Raw genomic sequence first — 17,458 nt, 5'->3', positions numbered from 1 at the left:
GTCAAATGACAACTATTGGACGACAGTCGTCCGCACCTGCGTGTTTTCCTGGCCCGGCCCGGCGCCGGAGACCCGGCGGACGGTGTCCCGCCGCTCAGTCCCCGGACGGCTCGGACGACTCGGACGCCTGCTGCCGGTCGATGAGCTCCAGGGCCTGCTCAGGCTTGTCCGATATGGGCACGGTGATGCTGACCCCGGTGAGGTCCAGGACCCGGCGCACGGCCGGCGTCGGATTGATCACATGCACACTGCCCGGCAGGCTCCGGGCCTCCTGGTAGACCCGCAGGATGATGTTCATCCCGGACGAGTCCATGAAGGGGACCTCGGAGAGGTCGATGAGGAAGTGCCTTCGTCCGTGATGGAGCTGGTTGGCCAGATGGGCCTGGAACTCGGTCGCGGTGTCGAGATCGAGATGCCCCGCGACCGTGACCAGGGCGACGTCCTCACGAGGGAGGGTGACCTCGACGGACAGGGGGTTCTGGGCGATGGACACGTGTTCCTCCGAAAGCTGGCGGTCGGGGGCGTCTTGCCCCGGCGAGCGACATCGATGCGCCGTGACGGTGGACGGGGCCGACGGGCTGCGGCACGGAGACGTTCCGCATGGTCCGGTCCAGCCCCTTCCACCCGCCGAATCCCGGCCTGTTGGTGCGCACAGCCGGATACCCCCGATTCGCCGGGACATGCATCGGAGCCGCACACGCGTGACGGCCCGGCCTCCTAACGCAGCCTGATGCCCACGATGCAGGTGTCGTCGTCCGTGTCGGACCTGCTGTACGTGAGCAGCCGGTCCAGCTGCTGGTCCAGGGTCGGCGGCGCCGTGCGGGCCTGCACCAGCAGCTGGGTCAGCGACTCCTCCACGGAACGGTCGCGCCGCTCGATCAGTCCGTCGGTGTACATCAGCAGGGTGTCGTCCGCGGCGAGCTGGACCTCCTCCTCCTCGTACTCCGTGTCCGGCACGGCGCCCAGCAGCATCCCCCTGAGCAGGGGCAGCGGGGCCGCCTGGGCGTCCCGCACCAGCACCGGCGGCAGATGACCCGCCCGGGCCCAGCGCAGGGTGTGCCGGGACGGGTCGTACAGACCGCACACCGCGGTGGCCGTGATGGAGCCCGTCAGATGATGGGCGACGATGTTGAGCCACGACAGCAGCTGCCCCGGGCCCGCCCCGGTCACCGCCAGTCCGCGCAGCGCGTTGCGCAGCACCACCATGCTGGTGGCCGCCTCGATGCCGTGCCCGGCGACGTCGCCCACGCACAGCATCACCAGCCCGGAGGGCAGCACGACGGCGTCGTACCAGTCGCCCCCCACCAGATGCTCCTCCTCGGCCGGCCGGTAGCGGACGGCCACCTGGAGGCCGGGGGCCTCCAGCGGGGCCCGGGTGGGCGGCATGATCGCGTGCTGGAGCTGCAGCGTCAGCCGGCTGCGCTCGCTGGCCTGCTGCTCGGTCTGCGCCAGCTGGTCGCGGGTGGCGGCCAGCGCCACCTCCGTCCAGTGCTGGGAGGAGATGTCCTGGTACGCCCCGCGTACGGCGACCAGCCGCCCGTCGGTGTCCAGCACCGGCTCGGCCACGATCCGCATGTGCCGGGTCACCCCGTCCGGCCGCTGCAGCCGGAAGGCGGCGGACGCGGGCCGGCGGTGGTGCAGCAGCGTGCGCAGCAGACGGCCCACGACGACCGCGTCGTCGGGGTGGGTGTGCTCCGACAGTTCCTCCAGCCGGACCGGGGAGCTCGACAGCGGCCGCCCGTACAGGGCGAACAGCTGCCCGTTCCAGGTGGTCTCGCCGGTGAGGAGGTCCTCCTCGAAGCCGCCGATGCGGCCGAGCCGCTGGGCGTTCTGCAACAGGCTCGCCAGCCGCGCCGCCTCGTCCTCGATCCGCCAGATCAGCAGCACACACGTGCCGTGCCGGCTGATGCTGAGGTCGGCCACCGCCGCCAGCGGCACCTCGCCGACCAGCGCGGTCAGACTCATCCGGCGGGCCCGGAACGGCTCGCCCGTCGCGTGCACGCGCTCGATGCGCTGGAAGAGGTCGCCCCCGCCGGCGGCCATCGGGTAGGCCTCCAGCAGCAGCGCGCCGTTGATCACGGCCCGCGGCCGGCCGGCCGGGTCGAGGAAACGGTCGTTGGCGTGCTGGATGCGGAAGTCCAGGAGCTTTCCCGACCCGTCGACGTGCGGCACGAGCACCAGCGCCGGATCGTGCAGGCCGTCCGTCAGGTCCATCAGCTCCGCCGCGTCCGGCAGCACGACCGACCGCTCGTCGTGCCCGCGCACATGCGCGTACGACTGCAGCGTGTGCGCGCACAGCTCCGCCAGCGCCTCCACCTGGCGCATCACCTGGGGCGGCTGCGGTGGCAGCGGCGCCGGCCAGGCGATCTCCAGGATCCCCTGGACGCGCCCGGCGGTCGCGGCGGGCACGGCGACCCGCCCGCCGTCGGGGTGCAGCTGACGGCCGAGGGTGGGCAGTCCGGTCCGTTCGAGTGAGCCGATCCACTGGGTGGAGCCCTCGCTGAGCGCGACACGGGCCACCGTGGCCACGTCCGGTGGCACGTACCGCCAGCGCTCGGCCTCGCCGGGGGAGAAGCCCGCGCTTCCGGCCAGAGTCAGCGAGCCGTCGGAGCCCGTGGCCCAGATCGCCACGGCCACCGCGCCCAGCGGACCCAGGGCGTGCTGGAGCAGGGAGTCGGCCACGGCCTGGGTGTCGTGCGCCGCCGCCAGCGCCGCGCTCTCGGCGGCCCGCAGCCTCACCGCGACCGACTCCGTCGGCTCGTCCGACCCGCGGACGACGGCGAGGAAGGCCTCGGTCACCTCCGAGACCCGGTCCTTGGCCGCCTGGTTGATGACGTCGACCGCCAACTCCAGCGGCGTCGTGCCGGCCTGCTCGGCCAGGTCGGACAGCTGCTGGGCCGCCTCGGCCGGCCCGCAGCCCAGGCGCTCCACCAGGATGCCCTTGGCGAGCTCGACCAAGGCCCGGCCCTCGGCCTCGGCCTGGGCCGCCTGCACCTCCCGGCGCAGCCGGTCCACCGTGGCGGCGAGCCGGCCCACCGGCGAGGAAGCGGCGTCGGCCTCCGGCCGGCCCGCGTCCGGCCCGGACACGCGCTCGTGCCCGGCCGGCGGGGCCGGGCTCGCCGTGGCGGTCGTGGCCCCGACGGTGCCGGCCGGCGCCGGCAGGGACCGGGCGTCACCGGATTCGGTGGGCTGGGCGGGAATGGTCACGGTGTGCGGTCTCCTCGGCTGGGGACGCCTGGGGCGCGGGGCGGGCAGGACGTCCTCAGACGGTCAGCCAGCGTCGGACGCAGGCCATGAGGTCATGGGTGTCGACCGGCTTGGTGACATAGTCGCTGGCCCCTGAGGCGAGGCTCTTCTCCCGGTCGCCGGGCATGGCCTTGGCGGTCACCGCGACGATGGGCAGCTCGGCGTACTCGGGCATGCGGCGGATCTCGGCCGTGGCCGTGTACCCGTCCATCTCGGGCATCATCACGTCCATCAGCACCATCGCGACGTCCGGGTTGTTGCGCAGGGTGTCGATCCCCTCGCGGCCGTTCTCCGCGTGCAGCACCCGCACGCCGTGCAGCTCCAGGATGCCACTGAGCGCGAACAGGTTGCGCGCGTCGTCGTCGACCACGAGGACCGTGCGGCCCACGACGGCGTCGTCGACCGGCGGCGGCCCCTCGGGCTGCTGCGGCTCGTCCGGGCGGACCAGCGCCAGGACGTCCCCCGGCTGCTCCGCCGACAGGTGCAGCGTGATGCGCTCGCGCAGCTCGTCCAGGCTGGAGAGGAACTCCATCGGCTTGCCCGCGGCCCGCGACTGCAGGCTGCGCTCCTGGGCGAGGTCCGCGCGGTGCCCGCTGTGCACGAGCACCGGCACGCCGGTCAGCGCCGAGTCGTTGTGCAGGGCCTCCAGGAACCGCGACGCCTCCGCGTCCGGCATGCCCAGTTCCAGCACGACGCAGTGGCAGGGCTCCGCGGCCAGCGCGCCCGCGGCCTCGTGCGCCCCGACGGCGGTGACGATGTCGACGGGGGCCGCCGACGTGCCGTCCTCCCGGCCGCGCGCCATGTCCGCGACGACGCTCTCGGCCACCAGCGTCAGCAGACCGCGGGGCCGCTCCTCCACCACCAGCAGCCGGCGCGGGCGCCGCGGGGCGGCCACCGGGAGGCCCGGGGGGCCGACGGGGATCGCCGTGGGCGGTTCGCCGAGGGCCCGCTCAGCCGACCGGCCGCCGTCGATGACCTCCTGGAAGTCCCGCCGCGCCACCGGCAGATAGAGCGTGAACGTGCTGCCGCGTCCCGGGGTGCTGTCGACCGTCACCGCGCCGCCCAGCAGGTGCGCGATCTCGCGGGTGATGGACAGCCCCAGGCCCGTGCCGCCGTACTTGCGGCTGGTGGTGCCGTCCGCCTGCTGGAAGGCGCCGAAGATGGTCTCCAGCTGCTGCTCGGGGATGCCGATGCCGGTGTCCCTCACCCGGAACGCCACCACCGTGCCGCCGCGCACCACGCCGCCCGGCACCTCCTCGTCGGAGGCCGGCTCGATGCGCAGTTCCACGCTGCCCTGCTCGGTGAACTTCACCGCGTTGGAGAGCAGGTTGCGCAGCACCTGACGCAGCCGGGAGTCGTCGGTCAGCAGGTCGGCGGGGGCGCCGGCGGCCGTGTCGATGACGAACTCGAGGCTCTTCTGCGACGTCATCGGCCGGAAGGTGGCCTCGACGTACTCGATGAGCTGCCGCAGCGAGACCCGCTCCGGCGAGACGTCCATCTTGCCGGCCTCGACCTTCGACAGGTCCAGGATGTCGTTGATCAGCTGCAGCAGGTCCGAGCCGGCGGAGTGGATGATGCCCGCGTACTCGACCTGCTTCGGGGTGAGGTTGCGCGAGGGGTTCTGCGCCAGCAGCTGGGCCAGGATGAGCAGGCTGTTGAGCGGGGTGCGCAGCTCGTGGCTCATGTTCGCCAGGAACTCCGACTTGTACTTGGAGGCCAGCGACAACTGCTGCGCGCGTGCCTCCAGCTCCTGCCGGGCCTGCTCGATCTGCAGGTTCTTCGCCTCGATGTCGCGGTTCTGCGCCACCAGCAGCGAGGCCTTCTCCTCGAGTTCGGCGTTGGAGTGCTGCAGTTCCTCCTGCTGCGACTGCAGCTCGGCGGAGCGGGCCTGCAGTTCGGCGGTCAGCCGCTGGGACTCGTCGAGCAGCTCGTCGGTGCGGGCGTTCGCCACGATGGTGTTGACGTTGACGCCGATGGTCACCCGCAGCTGCTCCAGGAAGTCCACGTGGGTCTGCGTGAAGGAGGTGACCGACGCCAGCTCGATCACGCCGAGCACCTGGCCCTCGAAGACGATGGGCAGCAGGAGCAGGGCGCTGGGCTCCACCTCGCCCAGACCCGAGGAGACGGTGACGTAGCCGGGCGGCAGCTCGTCGACGGTGATCGTGCGGCGGCTGCGCGCGGCCTGGCCGACCAGGGAGCGGCCGAAGGGGATGCGGGTGGGACGGGTGTCGTCGGCGGGGTAGCCGTAGGCGCCCACGAGCCGCAGCTCGGGGCCTTCGGGGCCGTCCTCGGCGAGATGGAAGGCGCCGAACTGGGCCGACACCAGCGGCACCAGCTCGTCCATGATCAGCTCGGCGACCACGGGCAGGTCGCGGTGGCCCTGCATCAGGCCCGAGATGCGCGCCAGGTTGGTCTTGAGCCAGTCCTGCTCCTGGTTGGCCCGGGTGGTCTCGCGCAGGGACTCCACCATCGAGTTGATGTTGTCCTTGAGGTCGGCGACCTCGCCGGAGGCCACCACGGTGATCGACCGGGTGAGGTCGCCCTCCGCGACGGCGCTGGTGACCTCGGCGATCGCCCGGACCTGGCGGGTCAGGTTCCCGGCCAGCTCGTTGACGTTCTCCGTCAGGCGCTTCCAGGTGCCCGAGACGCCCTCCACCTCGGCCTGGCCGCCGAGGCGTCCTTCGGTGCCGACCTCGCGGGCGACGCGGGTGACCTCGTCGGCGAACGCGGAGAGCTGGTCGACCATCGTGTTGATCGTCGTCTTCAGTTCGAGGATCTCGCCGCGGGCGTCGACGTCGATCTTCTTCGACAGGTCGCCGCGGGCCACGGCCGTCGTCACCAGCGCGATGTTGCGCACCTGGCCGGTGAGGTTGTTGGCCATGGAGTTGACGTTGTCGGTGAGGTCCTTCCAGGTGCCGGCCACGTTCGGGACCTGCGCCTGGCCGCCGAGGCGTCCTTCGGTGCCGACCTCGCGGGCGACGCGGGTGACCTCGTCGGCGAACGCGGAGAGGGTGTCCACCATGGTGTTGATCACGTCGGCCAGCGCGGCGACCTCGCCCTTGGCCTCGACGGTGATCTTCTGCGACAGGTCGCCGCGGGCCACGGCGGTGGCGACCTGGGCGATGGAGCGCACCTGGCCCGTCAGGTTCGACGCCATGACGTTGACGTTGTCGGTGAGGTCCTTCCAGGTGCCGGACACCCCGCGGACCGTGGCCTGGCCGCCGAGGTTGCCCGCCGTGCCGACCTCGCGGGCGACGCGGGTGACCTCGTCGGCGAAGGCGGAGAGCTGGTCGACCATCGTGTTGATGGTGTTCTTGAGTTCGAGGATCTCGCCGCGGGCGTCGACGGTGATCTTCTGGGAGAGGTCGCCCTTGGCCACCGCGGTCGCCACCTGGGCGACGTTGCGGACCTGGTTGGTGAGGTTTCCGGCCATGAAGTTGACCGAATCGGTGAGATCTCGCCAGGTGCCCTTGACGCCCTTGACGTCGGCCTGGCCGCCCAGGCGTCCTTCGGTGCCGACCTCGCGGGCGACGCGGGTGACCTCGTCGGCGAAGGCGGAGAGCTGGTCGACCATCGTGTTGATGGTGTTCTTGAGTTCGAGGATCTCGCCGCGGGCGTCGACGGTGATCTTCTGGGAGAGGTCGCCCTTGGCCACCGCCGTCGTCACCTGGGCGACGTTGCGGACCTGGTTGGTGAGGTTTCCGGCCATGAAGTTGACCGAATCGGTGAGATCTCGCCACACACCGGCCACCCCCGGCACCTGCGCCTGGCCGCCGAGGCGTCCCTCCGTGCCGACCTCGCGGGCGACGCGGGTGACCTCGTCGGCGAAGGCGGACAGCTGGTCGACCATCGTGTTGACGGTCTCCTTCAGCTGAAGGATCTCGCCGCGCGCCGGCACGTCGATCTTCTGGGAGAGGTCGCCCTTGGCCACCGCCGTCGCCACCTGGGCGATGTCGCGCACCTGCGTGGTGAGGTTGCCGGCCATGGCGTTCACGGAGTCCGTGAGGTCGGCCCACGTCCCGGAGACCCCGGGAACCTCGGCCTGTCCCCCCAGAGTGCCCTCGGTGCCCACCTCCCGGGCCACGCGGGTGACCTCGGAGGTGAAGACCGACAACTGGTCGACCATGCCGTTGAAGACCGTGGCGATGTCGCCCATGAGGCCGTCGCCGTCGGTGGGCAGCCGGGTGCCGAAGTCCCCGTCCCGTACGGCCGTCAGGCCGGCCAGGAGCTGGCGAAGCTCGTGGTCGCCGGGAACCGTGTCCAACGACTCGGTCGCGTTGCTGGTCATGCGTATCCTCGTTCCGCTCCCCAGGAGCCCCCCGGGCGGGGACTCGGAACCGGGCCGCCCGGGTGAGCGGCCCCGCATGTCGCGCCTGTGTTTCCGCAGTTCACGGAAGTGTGCGATGAGAGAAATCCGCCGCAGGCTAACCCACACGAGCGCACGGAAACAAAGCCTCACGTCACGTCGCCCACACAGGAATTCCAGACGGTGCACACCATGCATGCATGACCGGAAGCTGGGTACCCGAACATGTTTGTGCCCGGAACGGCGGCCTGCGCCGTCCCGGGCGGGTGAGGTGATGCGGGCCCGGATCCACCGGGCGCGGGTCAGGCGATCTCGGGCCCCAGCAGACCGGTCCGCAGCCGCTGCACCATGCGGCTGATCAACCGAGAGACGTGCATCTGCGAGATGCCGAGCTCCCTGCCGATCTCCGCCTGGGTGCGCTCCTCGACGAACCGCAGGTGGAGGATCCGCCGCTCCCTCTCGTCGAGCTCGGCGACCAGCGGCGCGAGCGAGTGGAAGTCCTCCACCAGCTCCAGCGCGGGATCCTGCACGCCGATGAAGTCCGCCAGCACGGACTCCCCGTCCGCGCCGCCGTCGGAGGTGAGGGCCGCGTCCAGGGAGGCGGAGGTGTAGCAGTTGGACGCCTTGCGCGCCTCGATGACCTCCTCCTCGGACAGCGACATCAGCTGCGACAGCTCACGGGTGGTGGGCATCCGGCCCAGCCGCGTCTGCAGTTCCTCGGTGGCCTTGGCCAGTTCGACCCGCGCCTCCTGAAGCCGGCGCGGCACGTGCACGGCCCAGCTCGTGTCACGGAAGAAACGCTTGATCTCACCGACGATGTACGGCACGGCGAAGGAGGTGAACTCGACCTCGCGGGTGAGCTCGAACCGGTCGATGGCCTTGATCAGCCCGATGGTGCCGACCTGGACGATGTCCTCCATCGTGTCGCCCCGGCCGCGGAAGCGGGAGGCCGCGTACCGCACGAGGGAGAGATTCATCTCGATCAGGGTGTTGCGCACGTACTGGTGCTCGCGGGTGCCCTCCTCCACGACGGCCAGCCGGTCGAAGAAGCGGCGCGACAGCTCCCGCGCGTCCTTCGGGCTCACCTGGGCGGGGGCGTCGATGAACGGAACCCCTTCGCACGGGCTGTCGGCGTCCGCCCGTGCTGCCGTGGCCGTCGGTGCCTGTGCCGTCACGGCATTCATGTCCGCTCACTCCGTTCGTCGAGCCCCTCGATGACGCAGTCCCGCCTGCCCCTGCGCCCCCGAGTCATGCGGGTGTCATGCACCGATCTTTCCGCGCGGGCGTCTCTGCCCGCCCTTCGAGGCCCGAAACGGGCCGACACGCACCGAATGCGGCTGCTCCGGCAGGGTATCTGCAGCTGTGGAACGCGAGAAGGGAGCAGCGTGACCATCCACGGAATCTGGTCGTATGCGCCGGGCAGCGGTCATGTCGAGGGACAGGACCTCACCGGCTACGCCGTCGTGACGACCGACGGCGCCCTGGGGCATGTGGAACGCGAGGCCGGGCCGCAGGGGATGCGGCACCTGGTCGTCGACACCGGTGTCTGGGTGTTCGGCAGGAGCGCCGTCGTCCCGGTGGGCGTGGTGAAGGGCGTCGACCACGCGGCCCGCGAGGTCTCGCTGGCCTGCACCGGGGACGAGGTGAAGGAGGCGCCGCGCTTCCGCACCGACAGCGAGACGAGCGACCCCGCCTATCTGGCCGCCGTCGGCGACCACTACGGCCGCCCGGCCCCGCGGGGGATGTCATCGCCGTGTGGGAGGGGGAGTCCGCGACCGCAGGGACGTCCGCGCCCGCGACGCCGGTGACGACCGCGGCGTCCGCCCGGGCCCACGCCCGCGCGGTGGTGGCCTCCGAGTGGGATCCCGGCACGCGCCCCGCGCGTGACGAGGACGTGATCGATCTGCTGCTGGTCGTGTCGGAGCTGGTGAGCAACGCGCTCCGGCACGGCGGCGGACTGGCCGGGTTCGAGGCGACGCCCGTCCCCGACGGGATCCGCGTCGCCGTCCGGGATCGCAGCGATGCCGTGCCGGCCGCGGCCTTCGGGCCGGACTCCCCGCCCCCCGGGTGCCGCACGGGCGGCTACGGCTGGCCGCTGGTCGTCCGTCTGGCCCGGGAGATCGACATCGAGAAGCGGTCCGCGGGCGGCAAGACGATCAGCGTGTTCCTGCCGATCCGCGAGCTCGACCGCCCGGTCTGAAGGGCGCGCACCGCGCGCCCGCCCCGGGCGCGACCTCACCACGGCAGGAAGACGTGGACGTCCTTGCCCGGCTCCTGGCCCTCGTCCGCGGTCACCACGCTGACCTGGGAGCAGAGCGTGTGCACCAGGTACCAGCCGATGCCTCCGCCGCCGCTGTCGGGGTGGAACGGCCGCGGGGTCGGCGGAGTGCTGCTGGTGTCGTGCACCGTGACGTGCACCCCGTCGAACGTGCGGCGCAACTGCAGCTCGAACGGTCCCGGAGCGTACTGGACCGCGTTGGCGGCCAGTTCCGTGACGATCAGCACGATGTCGTGCCAGCACTCCGCCGCCGTCGGCGGCGACGCCCGCGCCAGGTCGTGGAGGAACTCCTCGGTGGTCAGTCGTGCACCCGTCACGTCGTGCGGTTCACCCGCAAAACGGGCCGTTCGGCTCGGAATCGCCCAGGAGGACAATGCTTCGTTACCCCGCGGCTCGGTTGCCATGTCAGTGTGCGGTCCCGTCTCGGCCGGGACCGTCGTCCTTTCTCGTACGGCTGTGTCTGGCTTCGCCCTTTGCTGGGTTCCCGGGGCTGTCCAGGCTACGCGTCCGTCCGGTCGCCGCATACGGCCTCGTCGGACCACGCGGCGCCGCCCCCGGCGAACGCGCCGCACGGGATCCGACGGTCCGTCACCAAGCGATCACCCCGCGTGCCGGAGCGGGCCGTGGTCCCGGGGCGTCCACACCGTCCCGCGGACGGCCGCGGCCGGCTCAGCGGAACACGTCGTCCGCGTCGTCCCAGCTCAGGACCTCCTCCTGAGGGCTCTGCCGGGGCAGTCGCGCCCGAGCCTGGTACATCGCCTCGATCTCCGCCGCGTAGTGCGCCACGATCGAGTCGCGGCGCAGCTTCATCGAGGGGGTCAGCAGCCCGTTGGTCTGGTCGAAGGGCTGCGGCAGGATGCGGAAGGCCCGGATCGACTCCGAGCGCGACACCGCGCTGTTGGCGGCGGCCACCGCCCGCCCGATCTCCTCCCGCAGCGCGTTCTCCTCGCGCGCCTCCCGGCTCTGCGTGTCGCCGTGCAGCGTCAGGCTCCCGCGCCAGTGCGCCAGGAAGTCGGGGTCGAGGGTGATCAGCGCGCCCACGCAGGGCCGGTTGTCGCCCACCACCACCGCCTGGTGGACGAGCGGGTGCATCCGCAGCCGCTGTTCCAGCGCGGTGGGCGCCACGCTCTTGCCGCCGCTGGTGATGATGACGTCCTTCTTGCGGCCGGTGATCGTGAGATAGCCGTCGGAGTCCAGGTAGCCGAGGTCCCCCGTGGCCAGCCAGCCGCCCGACAGGGCCGCCCGCGTCGCCGCGTCGTCGTTGACGTAGCCCTGGAAGACCGACGGGCCGCGCACCAGGATCTCCCCGTCCTGCGCCACCCGGACGTCCGTGCCCGGCAGCGGCTGTCCGACGGTGCCGGACTTCTCCTGGCCGAGCGGCTGCATGGTGATCCCGCCGCTGGTCTCGGTCAGGCCGTACCCGTCGTGCACGTAGATGCCGATGCCCTCGTAGAAGAGGGACAGATCGCGATGGAGGGGCGAGCCGCCCGAGGTGGCGCGGTGGACCCGGCCGCCGAGCGCGGCCCGGAGTCTGCGGTACACGGTCCGCTCGAACAGGGCGTGCTGCAGCCGCAGATCGAGGCCGGGGCCGGAGCCGCGCCCCAGGCGCTGCCGCTCGACGGCGGCCGCGAAGACCCGCGCCGTCTCCGCCGCCCGCTCGAACAGGGCGCCGCGGCCCGACTCCTGGGCCACCCGCAGGAAGTTCTTGTAGATCTTCTCGAACACCGAGGGGACCGCGTACAGATACGTGGGACGGAAGGTGCGCAGCGACTCCGTGAGCGCTGCGGCGCCGAGGTCGGGCTCGTGCCCCATCAGGATGCCCCCGCGCAGGCACAGGCCCTGGATCATCAGTCCGTAGACATGGGAGAACGGCAGGAAGGCGAGGACGCTCGCCTGCTCGCCCGCGGCCGCCGCGGTGTGTCCCCAGCCGGCCAGGAGCGTGTCGCACGGACTGGCCAGACTGCGGTGGCTCAGCGCGCAGCCCAGCTGCCGCCCGGAAGTGCCGGAGGTGTACGCGATCACGGCCGTGGAGTCGGGCAGCACGATCCGGCGCAGCGAGTTCACCGTGGTGAGCGCCACCGACTCGCCGCGCTGCGTGAGCTGTTCGAGCGCTCCCGCGTCCAACTGCCATACGTGCCGCAGCAAGGGCAGGGCGGCGCACACGGATCCCACGGTCATGACGCTCTGTTCGTCCTCGACGACCACCCCGACGCAGCCCGCGTCCCGCAGGATCCACTCGACCTGCTCGCGCGAGGACGTCGGATACACGGGCACGACCTCGGCGCCCACGGCCCACAGCGCGTGACACAGCACCGTCCACTCGTACCGGGTGCGCGCCATGACGGCGACGCGGTGGCCGGGCGAGATCCCCGACGCCACGAACCCCTTGGCGAGATCGACGACTTCGTCGCGCAGCTCGACGGCCGTGACCTCCTGCCAGCCGGCGGAGGCGTCCGCGCGCCGGGCGAGCACCGGGAGCGCGGGGGTACGGGCGGCTGTCTCGAAAACGCTGTCGGCGAGCCCTCCGGTCAGGGGCGAGGCGGCTGGGGGAGCGAGGGCGAAGTCGCGCATGCGCTGCTCCTGACGTGTACGGGCTGTGACTCCGCCGACGAGAACTGTCATCGACGGTGGTCGAATGTAGCCCAGGTGGGACCGCTTGTGGCCAGGAACGTATATGTAATCCGCCTTGATGATCTCGGCCCGCGGGCCGGGCGGCTCAGGCCTGCGTGTGCTCGACGCAGGCGGTGACGACCTCGCGCAGACTGCCGGTGCGCTCCCACACCTCGCGCTGGATCCGGGCGCCGTTGCCGTGCCGGAGCAGTCCGGCACAGGACGTGCGGGCCCGCTCCAGGTCGCCGCTGTCCGCCAGGGCGCCCTCCACGTGCTCCAGCAGAGCCTGTACGACCGTCTCGGCGGGGGTGCGCCGCATGGTCGCCGGGTGCAGCAGATCCCCGGTGAGCCCGGTGCGGGCGGCGCGCCAGTTGGCCAGCCGCAGCAGGCTCACGCTGTGGTCGAGCGGATCCCGGCCCGCCTGCCAGTCCCGGGAGGCGGTCTCGACGAGCCCGCGCACCAGCGTGGCGACCAGCACGGCGGTGTCCGCGTGCAGACAGACGTCCGCCACCCGCACCTCCACCGTCGGATAGCGCGCCGAGAGCCGGGCGTCGAAATAGACCATGCCCTCGTCCAGGATCGTGCCCGTGTCCACCATGTCCGCCACCCGCCGGTGGTAGCGCTCCGCCGAACCGAACAGCTCGGTCGGACCCGCCGACGGCCAGCGCTGCCACACCCGGCTGCGGTAACTGGCGTAGTCGGTCTCCCGGCCCTGCCAGAAGGGCGAGTTGCCGCTCAGCGCGATCAGCACCGGCAGCCAGGGCCGGATCCGGTCGACGACGGCCACGCCCTCGTCGTCCGACTCGACGGACACATGCACATGGCAGCCGCACACCATCTGCTCACGCGTCGCGATCCCGTACTGCTCCGCCATCCACTGGTAGCGCCGGTTCATGCTGATGGAGGGCTGCACCGGCAGCGGAGAGGTGGCGAGCGCCGCGACGGAGCACCCGGCCTCCCCGGCATGCCGTGCCGCCTCCCCGCGGATGCGCACGATCTCCGCGCCGAGCTCGTCCATGCCCGACTGCGGGTGGGTGCCGAACTCGAGCATCTGGTTGTGCAGTTCCTTCTCGAAGACGTCCTTCTCCTCCTCGCACCGCGAGGCGCGGGCGAGGACCGCGGCGGACAGGGACTGGGGCTCCCCGGTCTCGGGGTCGACCAGGAGGAGTTCCTCCTCCACTCCGACGGTGCGCACGCGAGGTGACCTTCCTGTGGTGGGTGGTACGCACCCGACTGCCCCGTCCGCCGGTGTTCAAGCGGACGTGGGCGCCAGCCACACCGTGGCCAGCGGCGGCAGCGTCAGCCTGAGCGCGCCCTCGCGGGACGCCACCGGGGCGCCCCCGCCGACACCGCTGCCGCCATAGCGTCCGGCGTCGGTGTTGAGCACTTCGCGCCAGGCCGGGACGTCACCGGGGACCGTGAGCGGGTAGTCGTGGCGCACGACCGGGGAGAAGTTGCTGACCGCGAGCAGCGACGCCCCGTGGGCGTCGTGCCGGAGGAACGCGAAGACGTTGTCGTCCGCCGCGTCGCCGAGCACCCAGCGAAAGCCCGCCGGGTCGGTGTCCCGCTCCCAGAGCGCCGGGGTCGCGCGGTACACGGCGTTGAGGTCGCGCACCAGATCCTGCACACCCCGGTGATCGCCCGCCGAGGCGTAGCCGGGGTCGAGCAGCCACCACTCCGGCCCGTGCTCCTCCGACCACTCCGCTCCCTGCGCGAACTCCTGCCCCATGAAGAGGAGTTGCTTGCCCGGGTGGGCCCACATGAAGCCCAGGTAGGCGCGGTGGTCGGCGCGTCGCTGCCACCAGTCGCCGGGCATCTTGGAGACCAGCGCCTGCTTGCCGTGGACCACTTCGTCGTGGGAGATGGGCAGCACGTAGTTCTCGCTGTACGCGTACACCATCGAGAACGTCATCTCGTTGTGGTGGTACTTGCGGTGCACCGGCTCCTTGGCCATGTACTGGAGCGAGTCGTGCATCCAGCCCATGTTCCACTTCAGCCCGAACCCGAGACCGCCGCTGTCGGTCGGCCGGGTGACCCCCTCCCAGGCGGTCGACTCCTCCGCGATGGTGACGACGCCGGGACTGCGGCGGTACACCGTCGCGTTCATCTCCTGCAGGAACGCCATCGCGTCCAGGTCCTCCCGGCCGCCGAACACGTTCGGCGTCCACTGTCCGGAGTCCCGCGAGTAGTCGAGGTAGAGCATCGAGGCGACGGCGTCCACCCGCAGTCCGTCGACATGGAACTCCTCACACCAGTAAGTGGCGTTCGCCACCAGGAAGTTGCGCACCTCCACCCGCCCGAAGTCGAACTCGAACGTCCCCCAGTCCGGGTGCTCGGCCCGCCGGGAGTCCCCGGGTTCGTACAGCGGGTCCCCGTCGAACCGCCCCAGCGCCCAGTCGTCCTTGGGGAAGTGCGCCGGCACCCAGTCCACGATCACACCGATCCCGGCCCGGTGCAGCGCGTCCACCAGGTACTTGAAGTCGTCCGGCGTGCCGAGCCGGGAGGCCGGCGCGTAGAACCCGGTGACCTGGTAGCCCCAGGAGCCGGAGAACGGGTGCTGGGCGACCGGCATGAACTCCACATGGGTGAACCCGAGGTCGCCGACATACGCCGGCAGCGCCTCGGCCAGCTGACGATAGGTCAGTCCCGGCCGCCAGGACGGCAGATGGACCTCGTACACGGAGAACGGCGCCACGTGCACGGGGACGTCGCCCCGGTGCGCCATCCACTCCTGGTCCGCCCATTCGTAGTGCGAGGCGTGCACGATCGACGCGGTGTCCGGCGGCACCTCGGAGCGCCGCGCCATCGGGTCGGCCTTGAGGAAGCGGTGCCCGTAGCGCGAGGTGATCTCGAACTTGTAGCAGGCGCCCTCGCCGATCCCGGGCAGGAACAGCTCCCACACCCCGGACGAACCCAGGGACCGCATCGGGAAGGCCGTCCCGTCCCAGAAGCAGAAGTCCCCGGCGACCCGCACTCCCTGGGCGTTCGGCGCCCACACCGTGAACCGGGTGCCGACCACGCCCTGGTGCGCCATCGGCTCCGCGCCGAGCGCCTTCCACAGCTCCTCGTGCCGCCCCTCGCGGATCAGATGCAGATCGAGGTCGCCGAGGGCGGGCAGGAAGCGGTACGGGTCGTCCATCTTGTGCTCGACGCCGTCGTACGACACCAGCAGTGTGTACGCGGGCGTCTCGGCGAGCGGCAGGACGGCGGCGAACAGACCGTCGCCCTGGGAGGTCAGCGCAGTGGCGTCGCCGTCGATCACGACGCTCACGGCGTCCGCGAAGGGGCGCAGGGCCCGGAAGAGGACGCCGCCGCCCGGCACCGGATGCGCGCCCAGCAGCGCGTGCGGATCGTGGTGGGCGCCCGACAGCAGACGGCCGCGGTCGCCCGGATCGAGTGCGGGCGCCGTGCGCGGGCGGGGGCCGGCCGACTCGGGCGGAGAGGTGTCACGCAGGGCCACGGGGGTCAGCCTCCTCGGACGGCGAGTCGTTCGATCGCCGCCATGGGTACGGGCAGCCAGTCGGGACGGTTACGGGCCTCGTACAGCACTTCGTACACGGCTCGGTCGGTCTCGTAGGCACGCAACAGGGCATGTTTCTTACGGGGGTCCCAGCCCGCGCGGGCCGCGTAGCCCGCGCAGTAGGCCTCCCGGCAACGCCGCGCCCACTCCGGCCGCCACGGGCGGCGCTGGCGGGCGGCGTAGTCGAAGGAGCGCAGCATCCCGGCGATGTCCCGGACCGGGGAGTGGGCGCTGCGCCGCTCGGCCAGCGGCCGCGAGGGCTCGCCCTCGAAGTCGATGACGAACCAGTCGCGCCCGGCGCGCAGGACCTGACCGAGGTGCAGGTCGCCGTGGATGCGCTGGGCGGGCGGCCCGGCGTCGCACACGGCGAGCGCGCCGAACGCGGTGGTCAGCCCGGGGACGAACGGCCGCAGCGCCGGCACGTGGTGCGCCGCCGCCTCCAGCCGCTCCGTCATCGCCGCCGCGGTCCGTCCGTCCTCCGCGTCCGGGCCGGCCGGGAGGGCCGCGGCCAGCGCCAGGTGGACGTCCGCGGTGGCCCGTCCCAGGTCCTCGGCCTCGGCCGTGAAGTCATCGCCGCGGGCGAGGGCCCGCAACGCCAGCGTCCAGCCGTCGGAGGCGTCGGGCAGGAACGGCTGGAGGACGCCGAGGGTCGCCTCCTGCGGATGCGTCGTGCGGAACCAGGCGACGGGTGCGGGCACCCGCCCGCACCCCTGCCCGGCCAGCGCGACCGGCACCTCCAGATCGGGGTTCACCCCGGGCTGGACGCGCCGGAAGATCTTCAGGATGAACGCGTCCCCGTACACCAGCGAGGTGTTGGACTGCTCGGCCTCCAGCAGACGCGGCGCGAGCCCCGGGGGCAGCGACACGGACGGGTCGGACTCGAAGCACAGCGGGCCCAGGGGGCCGGGATGGCGCATCCGCTCCAGGAGCAGCTGCGCCGACCGGGGGTCCTGCAACGCGTCATGGACCGTCAGCCCGGCCAGCGGCCCCTCCTCGACCCTCCCGATCAGAGCACGCCCCAGCCGCGGCGACAGATGCTCCTGCACGCCCAGCAGCAGCTGGTAGCAGTCGCCGGCCGGGGGAGTCCCGCCGGGGGTCGGGACCCCCGACTGGTCGGCGTGCACGAGCAGATGCAGACAGCCCGGATACAGCTCGGTCATCGAGAGCATGCGCAGGTCGGTGAGCGGCCGGTCCTTGCCGGCGAACCAGCGCTGCCGGGGCAGCCACTCGCACAGCAGCGCGGCGAGCGGTCCGACGGAGCGGACGCCGGTCGCGCTGCCCGGTCGCAGGGGTGCGGTCCTCGTCACGGTGACCCATCCTTTCCGCGGCGCACGCTCACCGGCGGCGACCGATCCGGGACGCGGCTCTGGTGAGCCGGAACCAGTAGAAGCCGTGGCCCGCGAGGGTGAGCAGGTAGGGCAGTTCACCGATGGCGGGGAAGCGGACTCCGCCGAACAGCTCGACGGGATGGCGGCCGTCGTAGCGGCTGAGGTCGAGT

12 protein-coding genes are annotated in these 17,458 nt (G+C 72.0%); 2 read left to right on the top strand and 10 right to left on the bottom strand.

The annotated features are described in order from the left end of the window. Positions 1–94: 94 nt before the first annotated feature. The 4 genes from Sri02f_RS29530 to Sri02f_RS29515 form a co-directional block, all read right to left on the bottom strand. On the bottom strand, positions 95–493 hold the full coding sequence (locus Sri02f_RS29530) for an STAS domain-containing protein (RefSeq protein ID WP_109004387.1): 399 nt from the start codon (positions 491–493) through the stop codon (positions 95–97). Between the two features lie 224 nt (positions 494–717). After that, positions 718–3,087: a SpoIIE family protein phosphatase gene (locus tag Sri02f_RS29525; protein ID WP_245970872.1), complete on the bottom strand. Its 2,370-nt coding sequence runs from the start codon at positions 3,085–3,087 to the stop codon at positions 718–720. A gap of 175 nt (positions 3,088–3,262) precedes the next feature. Then, the gene (locus tag Sri02f_RS29520) at positions 3,263–7,534 is read right to left on the bottom strand and encodes a HAMP domain-containing protein (RefSeq protein WP_109004385.1); all 4,272 of its coding nucleotides are present in this window, start codon (positions 7,532–7,534) and stop codon (positions 3,263–3,265) included. A gap of 320 nt (positions 7,535–7,854) precedes the next feature. Further along, positions 7,855–8,736, bottom strand: a complete 882-nt coding sequence (locus Sri02f_RS29515; protein WP_245970865.1) for an RNA polymerase sigma factor SigF — start codon at positions 8,734–8,736, stop codon at positions 7,855–7,857. Between the two features lie 201 nt (positions 8,737–8,937). On the opposite strand from Sri02f_RS29515, the gene Sri02f_RS29510 reads away from it, so the two are divergent. Both Sri02f_RS29510 and Sri02f_RS29505 read left to right on the top strand, forming a co-directional pair. Continuing rightward, on the top strand, positions 8,938–9,360 hold the full coding sequence (locus Sri02f_RS29510; protein ID WP_109004384.1) for a hypothetical protein: 423 nt from the start codon (positions 8,938–8,940) through the stop codon (positions 9,358–9,360). Next, positions 9,357–9,752 carry an ATP-binding protein gene (locus tag Sri02f_RS29505; RefSeq protein ID WP_245970864.1) on the top strand — a complete coding sequence of 132 codons (396 nt, stop codon included), beginning with the start codon at positions 9,357–9,359 and terminating at the stop codon, positions 9,750–9,752. Before Sri02f_RS29510 ends, Sri02f_RS29505 begins: the two co-directional genes overlap by 4 nt. Before the next feature lie 35 nt (positions 9,753–9,787). Here Sri02f_RS29505 and Sri02f_RS29500 read toward each other — a convergent pair whose 3' ends face one another. The 6 genes from Sri02f_RS29500 to Sri02f_RS29475 form a co-directional block, all read right to left on the bottom strand. After that, the gene (locus Sri02f_RS29500) at positions 9,788–10,234 is read right to left on the bottom strand and encodes an ATP-binding protein (protein WP_109004382.1); all 447 of its coding nucleotides are present in this window, start codon (positions 10,232–10,234) and stop codon (positions 9,788–9,790) included. A 265-nt stretch (positions 10,235–10,499) separates the two neighbouring features. Further along, complete coding sequence (locus Sri02f_RS29495) at positions 10,500–12,401, bottom strand: AMP-dependent synthetase/ligase (protein WP_109004381.1); 1,902 nt, start codon at positions 12,399–12,401, stop codon at positions 10,500–10,502. A gap of 145 nt (positions 12,402–12,546) precedes the next feature. After that, the gene (locus Sri02f_RS29490; protein WP_109004380.1) at positions 12,547–13,635 is read right to left on the bottom strand and encodes a glutamate--cysteine ligase 2; all 1,089 of its coding nucleotides are present in this window, start codon (positions 13,633–13,635) and stop codon (positions 12,547–12,549) included. A gap of 57 nt (positions 13,636–13,692) precedes the next feature. Beyond that, the gene (glgB, locus tag Sri02f_RS29485) at positions 13,693–15,900 is read right to left on the bottom strand and encodes a 1,4-alpha-glucan branching enzyme (protein WP_109004379.1); all 2,208 of its coding nucleotides are present in this window, start codon (positions 15,898–15,900) and stop codon (positions 13,693–13,695) included. Positions 15,901–15,905: 5 nt separating this feature from the next. Further along, positions 15,906–17,267: a maltokinase N-terminal cap-like domain-containing protein gene (locus Sri02f_RS29480; RefSeq protein ID WP_109004378.1), complete on the bottom strand. Its 1,362-nt coding sequence runs from the start codon at positions 17,265–17,267 to the stop codon at positions 15,906–15,908. 28 nt (positions 17,268–17,295) lie between these two features. Further along, positions 17,296–17,458: alpha-glucosidase C-terminal domain-containing protein (locus tag Sri02f_RS29475; RefSeq protein WP_174855731.1), on the bottom strand; the 163-nt coding region annotated here is incomplete at its 5' end.

Origin of the sequence: Streptomyces rishiriensis, from assembly GCF_003112535.1 — a bacterium.
In the GTDB taxonomy this organism is placed as follows: Bacteria; Actinomycetota; Actinomycetes; order Streptomycetales; family Streptomycetaceae; genus Streptomyces; species Streptomyces rishiriensis.
This window is presented reverse-complemented; position numbering and strand designations above follow the sequence as displayed.

Coding starts and splice junctions, on each gene's coding strand:
- Sri02f_RS29520 (WP_109004385.1), bottom strand. CDS start 7,534: ATGACCAGCAACGCGACCGAGTCGTTGGACACGGTTCCCGGCGACCAC.
- Sri02f_RS29515 (WP_245970865.1), bottom strand. CDS start 8,736: ATGAATGCCGTGACGGCACAGGCACCGACGGCCACGGCAGCACGGGCG.
- Sri02f_RS29500 (WP_109004382.1), bottom strand. CDS start 10,234: ATGGCAACCGAGCCGCGGGGTAACGAAGCATTGTCCTCCTGGGCGATT.
- Sri02f_RS29495 (WP_109004381.1), bottom strand. CDS start 12,401: ATGCGCGACTTCGCCCTCGCTCCCCCAGCCGCCTCGCCCCTGACCGGA.